At 57.6% G+C, this 14,428-nt stretch carries 11 protein-coding genes; 7 read left to right on the forward strand and 4 right to left on the reverse strand.

Annotated elements, in window-relative coordinates:
• On the forward strand, positions 1-211 hold a 211-nt coding region (locus LKE08_RS05880), incomplete at its 5' end, for a hypothetical protein (protein WP_324703269.1).
• 52 nt (positions 212-263) lie between these two features.
• Entirely contained in the window at positions 264-2,057 is a 1,794-nt protein-coding gene (locus tag LKE08_RS05885; protein ID WP_324703270.1) for a DUF3685 domain-containing protein, read from the forward strand.
• A 146-nt stretch (positions 2,058-2,203) separates the two neighbouring features.
• Here LKE08_RS05885 and LKE08_RS05890 read toward each other — a convergent pair whose 3' ends face one another.
• Complete coding sequence (locus LKE08_RS05890) at positions 2,204-2,413, reverse strand: hypothetical protein (RefSeq protein ID WP_324703271.1); 210 nt, start codon at positions 2,411-2,413, stop codon at positions 2,204-2,206.
• Positions 2,414-2,951: 538 nt separating this feature from the next.
• On the opposite strand from LKE08_RS05890, the gene LKE08_RS05895 reads away from it, so the two are divergent.
• Complete coding sequence (locus LKE08_RS05895; protein ID WP_324703272.1) at positions 2,952-3,698, forward strand: DUF1995 family protein; 747 nt, start codon at positions 2,952-2,954, stop codon at positions 3,696-3,698.
• Positions 3,699-3,740: 42 nt separating this feature from the next.
• Positions 3,741-4,511, forward strand: a complete 771-nt coding sequence (locus LKE08_RS05900) for a metallophosphoesterase (RefSeq protein WP_324703273.1) — start codon at positions 3,741-3,743, stop codon at positions 4,509-4,511.
• Positions 4,512-4,544: 33 nt separating this feature from the next.
• Here the strand turns inward: LKE08_RS05900 and LKE08_RS05905 are convergent, their stop codons facing one another.
• A complete protein-coding gene (locus LKE08_RS05905; protein WP_324703274.1) occupies positions 4,545-5,396 on the reverse strand; it encodes a M48 family metallopeptidase in 852 nt (283 codons plus the stop codon).
• A 276-nt stretch (positions 5,397-5,672) separates the two neighbouring features.
• On the opposite strand from LKE08_RS05905, the gene LKE08_RS05910 reads away from it, so the two are divergent.
• The 3 genes from LKE08_RS05910 to LKE08_RS05920 all read left to right on the forward strand — a co-directional run bounded on the left by LKE08_RS05910 (position 5,673) and on the right by LKE08_RS05920 (position 10,885).
• Complete coding sequence (locus LKE08_RS05910; protein ID WP_324703275.1) at positions 5,673-6,875, forward strand: sigma-70 family RNA polymerase sigma factor; 1,203 nt, start codon at positions 5,673-5,675, stop codon at positions 6,873-6,875.
• A 428-nt stretch (positions 6,876-7,303) separates the two neighbouring features.
• Entirely contained in the window at positions 7,304-8,479 is a 1,176-nt protein-coding gene (locus LKE08_RS05915) for a DUF1822 family protein (RefSeq protein ID WP_324703276.1), read from the forward strand.
• Positions 8,480-8,491: 12 nt separating this feature from the next.
• Positions 8,492-10,885, forward strand: coding sequence for a CHASE2 domain-containing protein (locus LKE08_RS05920; protein ID WP_324703277.1), 2,394 nt, complete (start codon positions 8,492-8,494; stop codon positions 10,883-10,885).
• Positions 10,886-11,150: 265 nt separating this feature from the next.
• Here the strand turns inward: LKE08_RS05920 and LKE08_RS05925 are convergent, their stop codons facing one another.
• Both LKE08_RS05925 and LKE08_RS05930 read right to left on the reverse strand, forming a co-directional pair.
• Positions 11,151-13,076 carry a heavy metal translocating P-type ATPase gene (locus tag LKE08_RS05925; RefSeq protein ID WP_324703278.1) on the reverse strand — a complete coding sequence of 642 codons (1,926 nt, stop codon included), beginning with the start codon at positions 13,074-13,076 and terminating at the stop codon, positions 11,151-11,153.
• 337 nt (positions 13,077-13,413) lie between these two features.
• Positions 13,414-14,428 (reverse strand): formylglycine-generating enzyme family protein (locus tag LKE08_RS05930; protein ID WP_324703279.1); only part of this gene is annotated, 1,015 nt, incomplete at its 5' end.

Consider the following 14,428-nt stretch of genomic DNA (forward strand, 5'->3'; position numbering starts at 1 on the left):
CTCCGGCTACTCCGGATATTCCGACAACTCCGGCTACTCCGGATATTCCGACAACTCCGGCTACTCCGGATATTCCGGCTATTCCGATTACGAACCCGCCCCGGCACCGGCCCCGGCTCCGGCCCCGGCTCCGGCCCCGGCTCCGGCCCCGGCACCCGCCCCGGCTCCGGAAAATTACAGCCCCCCCGACTCCAACTTATTTTTGGAATGATGCCGACCCGGCCAATTTCGCTACTGGAGAACCGCCCCCCATTTCCCATCGGATGAGCCAATCCATTATTCAACTGCTGCTGATTGACGACGATCCGATCTTTCGGATCGGAATTCGGTCGATTTGCGAACGGTTTTCTGACCTCGAAGTGGTCGCCGAAGCCGAAACCGCCACTCGGGCCCGCGAAGTTCTCGACGGGTGGGCGCAATCGGACGCGATCGCACCGCCGGAAGCCGCCCCCAACGCCGTTAAAATCGCCCTTTTGGAGTTGGGAGTCAAAGACCTGAGTACCCACCCCGACCGGGCGATCGCATTTTGTCGGCAATTTCAAATTCGCTATCGAGACATCCCCCTGCTTCTGATCACCACCGTCTCCGACCCTGACGAGCTGTCCGCCGCCCGAGAGGCGGGGGTGGCCGGCTACTGTCCGAAAGGGGTCGCCCTCGAAGAACTCCTCGGCGCGATTCGGGAAGTCGCCGCCGGAGGACGCTATTGGGTCGATCCCCTCCCGACAACCCCCCCGGGAACCCGCCCCCCCCGACCCGCCCCCCCGACCCGCTGGCAAAAATTGCGCTTCGCCCTGATCGCCCCGGGGCTGCGCGACATCGAAACCGCCCTGGAAGAACTGGGGGCGGACCTGGAACAGGCCGGACCCATGCCGACGCGGGGGGCGGTGCCGATGTTGAATTGGCTCATTACCCGGGGCCGATATCGGGAGTTGCGGGCCGCACGACGGCTCGTCTCCCACCTCCTCCCCGAATCCCCGGAGGTTTCGGGTTCGGGGGGCGGGAGTCCCCCGCCGGAGTCCGCAACCGGGCCGTCGCAGCCCAGAGGGGAATTGGTGCAGGCCGGCCGTTCCGATTTGGCGGTGCCGGGTGAGGCGGATCTGGGGGCCTTGCGATCGCTCCTATTTGATGCCACCGTCGCCAAACTCCAGTCCGGGTTGGTCAACCAGACGGGAATTCCCCTGGAAATTGATCTCCTGAAATTGAGCAAGAAGCAGGAACTCATTTACACGATCCTGCGGAAGTTTGAAGACCTGCTCGACGAGTTGCAGTTGTCGGAGATCGAACCCGACCGCCTGATCCTCAAGTGTCCGGCCCTGCTGCGAGACCTGTGGGCCGGGGCCGTCGCCGATTTCTACGGCAAATATTACACCCTCTCGGTCGGCGATCGGCAGGTGGAGGCGATCCCGGTGTTGCTCCGGGATGCCCCCCTGGTGGAAGCGGCGATTTTGAACCGCATTCCCCTCATGGACGACCTCCTCGCCCACCTGTTGTTCGGAGAATCCTTGACCATCGACAACCAGGTTTATCCCCCGGGATCTTTGGAGGCGACGCGGCGGGCACAAGCCCTCTTGCAGCACGGGGCGATTCAAATTGCCAACGGCGTCATCCAACCCCTGTTGAACCGTTTCGCCGACCTTGAAGAAGTCAAACAAACCTTTTACGATCGCCGGATGCTCTCCACCCGGGAAATTGAAAAGTTTCGGAATAACCTGTCGTGGCGGTATCGCGTCGATCGCTACGTCAGCGAACCCAAAGCCATTTTTGAGAGCACCTATACGTTGTTTGTGTTGGGAGAGCGGGGAATTCAAAAGCGGACTATTTATGCGTCCCGACGTCGGGAACTCGAAAGCCTCTCCGGCGTTCCCCTGGCCGTCACTTTGGTCTTGGAAGGTCGCGACGCGATCGCGCCTCGGGTGAGGACTGCCGTCTCTTTTGTTGGCAGTGGCGTGGTGTTTGTATTGACCCAAGTTCTCGGTCGTGGCCTCGGCCTGATCGGGCGCGGAATTCTCCAAGGAATCGGTTCTTCAATTCAGGATAGCCCGGTGAAAAAAAAATAGGACCCAAAATTGTCGCAAGTCTCGCGATCGGGTATTGACACGCAGGCGGTGGCAACACATTTTTAAACTTTGAGGGAGGTCAAGGCGGTTTCATTTCCTGGCCCCTTGAAACGGGCGAGAAGCGCCATCGAACTCCGAATCGAACTTTACGATTTCAAACACTCCAATTGGAACAACTCGCGGGACTCCTGTCGCACTTGCCCTTCCCTCACCGCATGGTTGAGATTGACAAATGCATCTAAATCGTCCCGACCGTATTTTGTCATCTGCAATAGCTGGCGGAGCTGATCTTCAGTTTCCACTGTCAAACAGCCGGTATCTATCGCTTTTCTCACCAATTCACTAATGGCACCCATGGGTTGTCACTCACTCAACTTTGGATTGCTTTCAACACGGTAATCAATGAGCACCAAACAGAACAAGTACGTTATGTAAATTTAGGTAACAGATACTGTAAAGCTTTTGTAAAAATTTGTCAACCCTCTTCACGACAGCGAAAAGAGGCGACACCGAGCCCGGCGATCAGAATCGGAAAGCACCGCCGAACCGTCATTGCCCACACTTTTTCACGACTCCAACTCAGAAAGGTTGCCAAATCGAGATCGGATGTGTTAAACATCTCCGATCGCCGCCGGAGCCAGCCAATTCCCATTCAACCAATCGGTTATCGATGCACCGCCAATTTTTCGCCGATAAGTTGTATCATCAAGCACTTAAAATTAGGTGGGGTTGTTGATTTTCAATCCCGGCAATTGCCATCGAGTCTCGGTCGGGGAAAAAGGGGGAGTCGGTATTAGGGAGGAAAGCGAAACACCTCACTATCCCCCTGCCCGACATGACGGGCTCGTGAGATAATAACTGCAACTGAGAGTATCGAGCCCAAGATCCGAATCCATGACACAGCTCCCGACCAGCCTAGAAGAAGCGATCGCCCAAGCCAAAGCCGCCACCCGGGCGGCCCTCGACGACGGCTATACCCTCATGCAAGTGGAACTGGTGTTCCCGGAAATCGAACTGCAAGCCCAGTCCATCGCCCGAGAGTTCATCCCCGCCGTCGAGACATCCGACACCGTGCTCAAAGTCCTCTTTCCCGATGCCGGAGCCGCAGCTCTTGCCCGCCGTGACTGGGGAGAAACCCCCTTCCGGGTCACGGACGTGGGGACGAGTCGTTCCCCCGTCGAGAGGCGACTCCAACCCGACGACGGGCGGTTCTTGGTGGTGTCGCCGTCCGCCGTGGAAGTGACTCAGGTGGAAACCCTCTCCAAACTGGCCGGCGATCGCCCGGTCATCCTTTTGAATCCCCGCTTAGAAGATGTTGCTATCATAGGGATAGGATACGCGGCGCGCCAACTGCGCGATCGCTTTATCAACACCATCGAATCCTGCTACTATCTCAGACCCCTGGACGGCGCCGCCTTGTATCGGTGTTATCCCTCCCCTTGGGAAGTGTGGTTGGAAGTCGATGGAGACTATCAACAAATCGCCCAGCGACCGACGAAACCCGTCGGAGATGAGTTGGAACAACTGTTAGCTCGGGCAATCCAAGGAACCGACCCCAACTCCGTCGAGTCCAACCCCCAGGCCCAGAAAAAAGGTTTTCTCTCCGGACTCCAAAGTTTCCTCAATGCCCTGAGCAGATGAGCGAACCATTGCTCAAGTCAATCCATCAGGACACAGAAAACAATGTCTAACCGACGCATTGTGATTGGTGACATCCACGGGCATTTCGATGGAATGATGGCCCTCCTGGAGAAACTCAGCCCAGGTGCCGAAGATGAAATTTACTTTCTCGGAGATCTGATCGATCGCGGTCCCAAAAGCGCCCAAGTCGTCGAGTTCGTCAAAAACAGCCCCTATCACTGTTTGATGGGCAACCACGAACAACTGATGTTGAGCGCGATGCCGGAAGTCGGCAACAACCAACAGGCCTGGCAGGCGTGGCTCTACAGCGGCGGTCAGGCGACGATCGTCTCCTACCAAGACGCGGAGATCATTCCCCGAGATCACCTGCGGTGGATGCGATCGCTGCCCCTGTTCCTGGATCTCGGCGACACCTGGCTCGTCCACGCCGGAGTCCATCCCAAACTGCCCCTCCAGGAACAGACCGCCGCCGAATTTTGTTGGATTCGGCGGGAATTCCATTCCATCCCCAAACCCTACTTTCCCAAAAAACAGATGATCGTCGGCCACACGATCACGTTTACCTTTGACGGGGTCGAGCCGGGAAACATCGTCCGGGGACAGGGCTGGCTCGGCATCGATACCGGGGTCTACCACGCCAAAAGTGGCTGGCTGACCGCCCTGGAACTCGACACCAATACCGTCTACCAGTTCAACGCCCTCCACTCCAAATTTCGGATGCTCCCCCTCGAAGAACTGGTCACTCCCCTCAAACCCCCCTCCTTTTTCGCCCGGTTGCGGTACAGCCGGCCCGAGGCTCAGTCGGAGAATTGATCATTGAGAATTGATAATTATCAATTCTCCTTTCTACGAAAACAGGTGATCGAGGGTGGCGCGGTAGGTGGCCGTGTCCATTCCCGCACCGGAGGCGGTCGCCGTCCCGTCGATTTCTCGCTCCAAAGCCTCGATGCGATCGCCCGTCGCCGGGTGGGTACTCAAAAACGTGGGGGGGGAACCGCCGCCGAGCAATTTGGCCAGGAAGTCTACCGCCGCCCGCCCGTCGTAACCGGCCCGCACCAGGGCTTCGACTCCCAGGCGGTCGGCCTCGTACTCCGCACTGCGGCTGTGGGGGCGGCGCAGGGCCAGTTCCACGCCGATTTGAACGGCCATATTGCTGTCGATCCCCGCCACCGAAGCCACTCCTTGGGCGATCGCCATTCGCCTCATCTGCTCAACGGAGTGCCGCCCGACGATGTGGCCGATTTCGTGGGCGATGACGCTGGCGAGTTCGGCCTCGTTGTCCGCCGCCAACATCAACCCCTTGTTGACGTAGACGAATCCCCCCATCGTGGCGAAGGCGTTGATTTCCGGGTCGTCCACCACTTGGAAGGTGTAGGGGATGTCGGGGCGATCGCCGGCCCGGGCCAACTGCTGGCCGATGCGATCGATGTAGGCCGTCGCCTCCCGGTTGCGGAGCAGGCGAATTTCCCCGCCGACGAGTTCCCCGTCGATCTGCTCCCCGAGTTCCACCTCCTGGCGGTCGGAGAGGGTGGACAATTGGATCACCTGGATGCCCCGAAAGATCAAATCTTGCCAGGAAAAAGCCTGGGCCGGCGGGAGGGAACTCAGCCCGATCGCCAGGGCGACGGAGACGGAGAGCAGGGGATAGAACCACCGACGTAAACACCGACGGATTCCGGATGAAAAATGCTTTGACATGACGGATAAATATCAATACAATCGATCGCCAGAGAACCGGGGAAGGGAGCGGTTTTCTGCCTTCCATTCACGAGACGGTCAACTCCCTCAAAAAGTTCGGGCGATCGCATGACCACTCATTCACTACGCCCCGCGACTCGGAGAATCGGTATTGGGGAGTCGGTATTGGGGAGTCGGGGAAGGGAAATTTCTGTCAATCGTCAATTGTTCCCAAAATCTAGGCTCTCAAAAGGGGATCTCGTATGATAAGTCTACGGCTACTGAATTGAGTGGTATATGCGTCCCCGTCATAGCATCATCGAAATTTTTTCCACCTTCGTCAATTTTGCCGACGATCGCTTCAGCAGTTGGGTCAGCGATCCGGGGCTGCATCGCAATATGGAACGATCCGTGAAACAAACGCCGGAATCTCCCCGCTCCGAGGACTTTTGGGCGCTGCACTGGCACAAGCGCTGGAAACGGGAACCGGAACCGAATCCCAGGGTGGAGGGGCATTTGTTGGCGTACCTGCAGGAAACCTGTTACTGGGCGGCGCGAAAAACCTCCCGGGCCGGATTTGCCGGATCTCAGGTGGGTTTGGCCGACTTGTTTCAGATGGCGATCGCCCAAGTGCGGCGGATCTTCAAAGGATTCAACCCCGAACAGGGGTCGTCCCTCAAAGATTACGCCGGGGTGACGTTCAAATCCATCATCCGCGACACCCTGCGGCAGCGGCGGGAGACGGACATTTGCAGCGATTGGGCGCTGTTGCGAAAAATCAGTCAGAAACGTCTCGAAGAGGCCCTGAGTCGGGCCGGGTTCGGCCCGACGAAGATCGCCGAGTACCGGCTGGCCTGGACCGGCTTCAAAACCCTCTACGTCCCGGATCGAGCCGCTGGAACCCGGCAGTTGCCGCCCCCCGACCGGGCCACCTGGGAGGCGATCGCCGCCCAGTACAACCGCGACCGCCACACCCTCCCCGCCGGTGGGGCCCAAGTGTCTCCCGAGATCCTGGAACGGTGGTTGAAGGAGTCGGCTCAGTGGACCCGCGCCTACCTCTACCCCGACACGACTTCGCTGAATGCGTCCCAACCCGGACCGGACCGGGAGTACATCGACCTCCTCCCAGACGAGGAACGGGAGTCTCCCTTGGACGAGGCCATTTTGGAAGAAGAAATCGCCGCCCGCCGGGAGCAACAGTCCCAACTGCACCGAGTCCTGGCCGAGGCGATCGCGAAACTCAAACCCGAATTGCAAGACATTCTGAAACTCTACTACGGCCTGGGACTGACCCAACAGGAAATTGCCGGCCGAGTGCAAACCAAACAGTACACCGTCTCCCGGCGCCTGTCCCGGGCGCGGGAACTCCTGGTCAAGGCCCTCGCCCAGTGGAGCCAAGACACCGTGAAGGCCTCCCCGACTTGCGAACAACTCGAACAGATGGCCACCGCCCTGGAAGAGTGGCTGCCGAGTTATTTGGGGGGGGCCGACGATGCTTGAATTTGAGCGAAAATTCCCGCCCATCCGCCCCCGACGTTTCGATGGGTGCGGTCGGGAACGGAATCATGGCGCCGCGTGCGGGGTGCGGGGTGTGGGGAAAGTGAAAAGTGAAAAATGACCGATTCTCCATTCCTTATTAAAAAGCGCGCCACGCTATAAATACACTCTTGGCGCACCGCCAGATCTCATCCTTTTGCGATCGGCTTTGCCGGTGAGCACCGCCCGTTCTTGCTGTCTCGAAATCGATCCCTGACCGTCGCCCCCCATTTCTTCTGTGATTTCCCCCGATCGGTAAATCTCCGTCGTTAAAATATGTGCATATTTGTGTCAAACCAAAACGTAGGTAAAGATACAACAGCAGTTGTACCAGCCAGATGGCCGGGTGATGAGGAAAACAACTAAACCGTGTTCTCGCAGGAGTCATTCCGATGACAGTTTTATTCGCCAACCCAACCGAGGTGTGGTTGGAAATTCCCCCCGCAGTGCAAACTGCATCCTGGCAGCAGAGCCAGTCCGCCCCGACAAATCGCGATCGCTGGAATACGTACCTCAATCGCATCAGCTTCGACATCATCCTCCCCTGGCTGCAAGAAGAGTACGCGCCGGAAGCGAGCCCGGATTCTGGGACAACTGCCAATTCGGCCATTTGGGAACTCGTCGGCGGGACGGCCTTAGCCGTGGGAGATCTGAAATTCATTCTGATTCCCACGGAAACCATCGATACCGACGAATTTCGGGTTCCCCAAGAGTGGATCGACATCCCCGAGTGGGTCGGCGACTACTATTTGGCGGTGCGGGTCGATCCTGACGAAGGTTATGTCAATATTTGGGGCTATGCCAGCCACAGAGAACTCAAAACCCGGGGCCGTTACGACGGAGGCGATCGCACCTACGTCCTGGACGGAGATGACCTGGTGCGGGACCTGGCGGTGCTTTGGGTGTCCCGGGAATTTTGCCCCCGGGAACAGAGGCGGGCCGCCGTCGCACCCCTGCGGGCCGTCCCCACTTCCCAGGCGGAAAACCTGCTGCGACGCCTCGGGAACCCCGATTTGCTCGTCCCTCGACTGGAAGTTCCCTTTCCGTTGTGGGGGTCCCTGCTGGCGGACGAACGGGGGCGCGACCGCCTGTTTCGACGCCGCCGGGGTGGGACGGAAGTCCACCTGAGCCAATGGTTCGACGACTTATTTGAAACCGGATGGCAGGCGGTAGAAACGCTGTTTCCCAATTCCGGCGACCTCAAATTTGCCTTTCGGCGTTCCGCCAACTTCCGCCTGCGCGGTTCGGGCGAACCCATCCGGCGGGTCAAATCCATCGCCCTCGGCGAAGGTGAGGGAACCGTCGCCTTGCTGGTGGAACTGAGCCGGGAAAGCGACGACCGAGTTGGGGTGCGGGTCAAATTGGCGCCGGGTCCGGAAATGCCCCACCTTCCGGCTCAGATCGGATTGAGTCTGATCTCGGGAACCGGAGAAACCCTCAAGAGTATCGAAGCTCGCGATCGCGACGATCTCCTCCAAATTACGCGGTTCAAGTGTTCCCCTGGTTATCATTTTAGTTTGCGGGTGCAGCTTGACGAAATCGATGCGATCGAAACGTTCGTGATTTAACTCGGGGAATTTATGAGTCAGCGCGTCATTATCCGCTTCGGGGCGGGCAGTTGTGAACAGGGGTTTCCGGCCGTTTTCGCGGACTTGTATCAGTCGGAAGGGAAATCTGCCGCCCAAATGGGGAGCCTGCCGCCGGCTCCCCAACTGTCTCGATTGTACGACGAGTGGCGATCGCTCTACGAAGCACTCTATCACGACTGGCGGATGCGACGCGGCTACGTCCCTGAGATTGAATTTGATGATGAGGACACCCGGCAGATTTCGCGATCGGATTTTGAGGACCTGTGCGGGCAATTGAGGCGGGAGATCAACACCTGGCTGAACTCGGGCTCCTTCGGGCGGATCGAACGGCAGTTGCGGACGCACCTTTCCCCGGAACGAGAAGTTCGCGCGATCGTGGAAACCAAAGACGAACGGCTGCGACATTTGCCCTGGCATTTGTGGAATTTTTTCGAGGATTTTCCCAAAGCGGAAATCGCCCTCAGTTCCCCCGATCGCTCCCCATCTTCATCTCCAAATCGGCGGCGAAAAAAAATCAAAATTCTGGCGATATTGGGGAATTCCGAGGGGATTGAAGTTCAAAAAGATCGGGGGATCCTGGAACAGTTGCCGGACTCGGAAACGGTGTTTCTGGTCGAACCGCGACGTCGGGAACTCGACCGCTGGCTGTGGCAGGAAAGCTGGGATATTCTCTTTTTTGCGGGCCACAGCGCCAGCACCCCGGATGGCTCCACCGGACACATCGAAATTAACGCCGAAGAAACCCTCGCCATTCCTGACCTGAAAAATGCCCTGAAAGCGGCTGTGAGGGGGGGGCTGCAATTTGCCATCTTCAACTCCTGCGACGGGTTGGGTCTGGCGAATCGATTGAGCGCCCTCAACATTCCCCAATTGATCGTGATGCGGGAACCGGTTCCCGACCGCGTCGCCCAGGAATTTTTGATGAATTGGATCGGGGCATTTTCGGCGGGGAAATCGTTTTATTTGTCCGTGCGGGAAGCTCGGGAAAAATTGCAGGGCTTGGAGGGCGAGTTCCCCTGCGCCTGCTGGCTGCCGGTGATTTTTCAAAATTGTTTGACCAGTCCGCCTTCCTGGTCGGAATTGACCGGAAAGTTGGAGCGGATCGATCCGGGGGAAAGATCGGTCATTCTGAGGATCGCCAAGGGGGTGGGAGTCGGTTTGGCCGTCGGTGCGACGGTGATGGGAATGCGGTTGGCCGGGTGGCTGGAACGGTACGAACTGAAGGCCTTCGACCACCTGATGCGATCGCGCCCCGCCGAAAAACCCGACCCGCGAATGCTGGTGATCGAGGTGACGGGGGCTGACGTGCAGAATCAACCGCCGGAAGAACGTCTGGGGCGATCGCTTTCCCCCCGGGTGTTGGAGGAGTTGTTGGAACAGCTCGAACCCCTGGAACCGAGGGCGATCGGGTTGGACATTTATCAGGAAGTCCCCGTCGGCCCGGAACGTGGGGAGTTGATCGACCACCTGCAAAATAATGATCGCTTCATCACCGTCTGCAAGGTGGGGGAAAGTGAGGAAGCTCCCGGTATTCCCGCCTCGCCCCACATTCCCCAGGAGTCAGTGTGGACTCGGGTGGGGTTCAGCAACGCCATTATCGACCCGGATGGGGTTCTCCGCCGCCAACTCATCGGTCAGGCCCCCCCGATGGATTCCCGCTGTCCGGTCAACAATTCCCTCAATTTGCGGGTCGCCATCGAGTATTTGAAAGCCGCCGGACTCCTCACTGATGCGGATTTGGAGGTGACGGGAAATAGCTTGCATCTGGGGGATTTGACCCTGCGAACCATCAAGGGCAACATCGCCGGATACCATCAGATCGATTCGGCTGGGTATCAGATCATGATCAATTATCGAAATACCCGCGATCGCAAAATTGCCCGCACCCTGACCTTGGGGGAGGCCCTGAATGGGGGGCTGACACCGGAGTTGCTGCGCGATCGCATCGTGTTGATCGGCACCACGGACAAGACCTTCCGCGACCTGCACCGCACCCCCTACAGCCACGAAAGTTACCCGGACATCCCCGGCGTTATCGTCCAAGCCCACGCCATCAGCCAGATCGTCAGTGCCGTCGAGGACGGACGCCCCCTGATTTGGTGGTGGCCCCTGTGGGGGGAAGTCCTCTGGATCGGGGTTGGGTCCTCGGCCGGAAGTGCGATCGCTTTGGCGTTCCACCGCCGCCGCTGGATCGGTTTGGGATTGGGTTGCGGTCTGGTGGTGTTGTACGGGTGCTCTTACGTCGTCCTCTGGCAGACGGGGGGATGGATCCCCCTGGTGCCCCCGGCTTTGGCGTTGGTGGGGTCGGGGTGTGCGATCGCCGTTTATCGCAGTTTGCAATTGCAAATTCGGCCGCCCAAGTTTCCGTTCGCGTTTCAGGATTGACGAAGAAACCCGGTTTCTAGATCTCTCGGGAGGGCTTGACTTTTTCTCCGAATTGACATACCATAACAGCATGGGAAAGTGTGCCGCCATATAATGTAGCTCCGGGGAGAAAGAAACCGGGTTTCTAGGAAAGTTTTGGGTTTCCCATCGAGATATTAGTATAAACCCGGTTTCTAGAGCGATCGGTGGGGGGGAAGAAACCGGGTTTCTAGGAAAGTTTTGGGTTTCCCATCGAGATATTGGTATCAACCCGGTTTCTAGATATCTAAGCCGATCGCATGATTCGGGTCGCGTTCAGAATCGCCAATAACGCCACCCCCACATCGGCAAAAACCGCTTCCCAAATGGTCGCGAATCCAAAAATTCCCAACAGGATAAAAAAGCCCTTAATCCCGATCGCGAACCCGATATTTTGCCACACGATGCGGCGGGTTTTTCGCCCCACGGCGATCGCCCGACTGACAAAAGAGGGAGAATCGGTCATAATCACCACATCCGCCGTTTCGATCGCCGCATCCGAGCCCATCGCCCCCATCGCGATACCCACATCCGCCCGGGCGATGGCGGGGGCGTCGTTGATGCCGTCCCCCACGAACGCCACCCGTCCGCCATCCTGACGCAACAACTGTTCCAGGCGATCGACTTTATCCTCCGGCATCAATTCGGCGTGGTAGCCGTCGAGATCGAGGGTTCGGGCGATGCGTTCGGCTACGGTGCGATCGTCCCCCGTCAGCATCACCGTCCGGTCCACCCCCAAATCCTTCAGCGCCCGGACCGCCGACACCGCGTCATCCCGCAGGCGATCGGCGATCACGATATATCCGGCATAGCGGCAGTCCACCGCCAGGTGAATCGCCGTGCCCCCCACATCGCAGAGGGGATGGTCGATATTTTCCATGTGTAATAAGCGATCGCCCCCGGCAATTACCCTCCGATCCTGCAATTTTCCCTTGACGCCGCACCCGGCAATTTCCTGGTAATCATCGACAGATGTTCCCTGCAAAGATTGCCCGTAGGCGTCGCGGACCGCCCGGGCGACGGGGTGGTTGGAAAGGGATTCGATCTGGGCGGCAATTTTCACCAGTTCGGATTCCGTAAAACCGTTGTGCGGCACCACTTCCGTCACCTCGAATACCCCCTCGGTCAGCGTCCCCGTTTTGTCGAACACCACGGTTTTCACCGCCGCCAGATCGTCCAAAAACGTCGAACCCTTGACCAAAATTCCCTGTTTCGCCGCCCCGCCGACGCCGCCGAAGTAGCCGAGGGGGATACTGATCACCAAACCGCAGGGGCAGGAAATCACCAACAGAATTAACGCCCGGGAAAACCACTCCTGATAACTGCCGAAATTCAACAGCGGTGGAAGTAACGCGATCGCGATCGCCAACCCCACCACCACCGGCGTATAATACCGGGCGAAGGTGGTCATAAATCGTTCCGTTCTCGCCTTCCGACTCTGGGCGTTTTCCACCAATTCCAAAATTTTGGTAATGGAAGATTCGGCGAATAATTTCGTCACCCGCACCGTCAAAACTCCGGTTTTGTTGATGGTTCCGGCGAGGACTGTTTCTCCCACTTCCACGGAACGGGGGACGGATTCTCCCGTCAGCGGCGAGGTGTCGATTTGGGAGGTTCCGGATATTACTTCTCCGTCCAGGGGGATTTTTTCACCGGCTTTAATTAAAATCGTACTTCCCACCGTCACCGACTCCGGAGAAACGGCCTGCAATTCCCCGTCTACCAGCAAATTTGCGCTGTCGGGGCGCACTTCCAGCAGCGATCGGATTGATCGCCGCGATCGCTTCACGGAATACTCTTGAAATGCCTCCCCGATGCGGTAAAATAACATCACGGCTACGGCTTCGGGAAGTTGGTTGATGGCGATCGCGCACAGGGTCGCCAAACTCATCAAAAACGTCTCGTCGAACACCCGCCCCCGGAAGATATTCCGTCCGGCGCTGCGGAGCACTCCCCACCCACTCGCCAGGTACAGGGGAATGAACACGAGATATTCCCCCCAGCCGAACGCCACCTGCTTCAGCCACCCGTGGAATATCAGCGCCAGGACGTAAATTGCCGTTATCGCCGCCAGGGGCAAGACTTCCTCCCGCAGGCTTTCCGGTTCGGGTTGGGCAGTTTTGGGCGCGGGGGCGTCCCCGTGACAGGAACAGCAACGATCTTGTGTCGCCATCGATTGTCCTCCGTGAGGGTGCGAATACTTGCTCTAGTTTGACATCCTCTCTCGGGAAATAAAAGGCGGCACGAGGGGACGCCTGTAAACCCCCCTCTATTTCTGGTGGCGATAGTCTTCGCTCCCAAGTACGGCATCCGGGCTCAGAGTTTCCGAAAGCCCTCCGAAGTTTCGTCGGGTGAGGCGTAGAAACCGGGTTTCTAGAAGCATCTTTCATGGCAACCCATCAACTCTCATAGAAACCCGGTTTCTTATCGGTGTCGGGTGGGGGGTAGAAACCGGGTTTCTAGGCAACCATCTGGTGGGGAAGGAGAAACTCTCATAGAAATCCGGTTTCTTATAGTTGCAAAGAGTGAAAATTATCCGGGACGGAACAGGCGACGCGGACACCGAAGTTGCGGTTGTAGAAGTTGTCCGGTTCAAACCCGACGCGGCTGGCACAGCGACAGCCTACAGGAACGTAGTTCCATGAACCGCCCCGCAGAACTCGGCGTTCTTTTGCATTTATTAAATTTACTAAATTATCAACATAGTTATCATACACATCTTTTTCATCCCAAACTCGACCCTCCGTTGGTGCCCCGTTGTAATTCTCATGCCAGGGGTCGGCGCACCACTCCCAAACATTCCCGTGGATGTCATACAAGCCAAAAGCGTTGGCGTGTTGGAAATGACCGACGGGGGTCGTTTTTTTGCGGTAGACTCCCTTGACTCCTGAGCCGTAGATGAGGTTGCCATTGTAGTTGGCGAGGTCGGTACTCAAGGTTTCACCAACATGAAACGGGGTGGTGGTTCCGGCTCGGGCTGCATATTCCCACTCAGCTTCACTGGGCAATCGGTAGGGCTTGCCAATTTTTTTGGAGAGACGGGCGCACCACTCGAGTGCATCATACCATGAAACTTTTTCGACGGGAAGATTTGAGTAATTTCTTGAGGAGTCGGGGTCGGGGTCAAGGTCGCGTCGGAGTTTTGGGAAGCTGGCGACTTGTCGCCATTGTTTCGGCGTGACAGGATATTTCCCCATCAGGAAGGGTTGGAGGGTGACTCGGTGTTGGGGTCTTTCACTCTCATCACTTCCTGCTTCAGAACTCGCTGCACCCATCATAAAAGTACCCCCCGGAATTAATACCATTGTCAAAGTCACACCATCTCCAAGGTCTTCGATAATGTATTTGGCTTGACCCTGACGGCGATTAATTTTTCTCCCCCTTTCATTGACTGTGACAATATCAAATTCAAAGGTATTATTTTGGGGTTTGGCGGGAATCTTGATTTGGGGTGAAGGTGGAACTGTACCCGACGAAGGTTGTAAATCTGCCAAAACTTCCGCGACGGACTGATAGCGACTTTTG

Source organism: Lyngbya sp. CCY1209 (genome assembly GCF_035615495.1).
Lineage (GTDB): Bacteria > Cyanobacteriota > Cyanobacteriia > Cyanobacteriales > Microcoleaceae > Limnospira.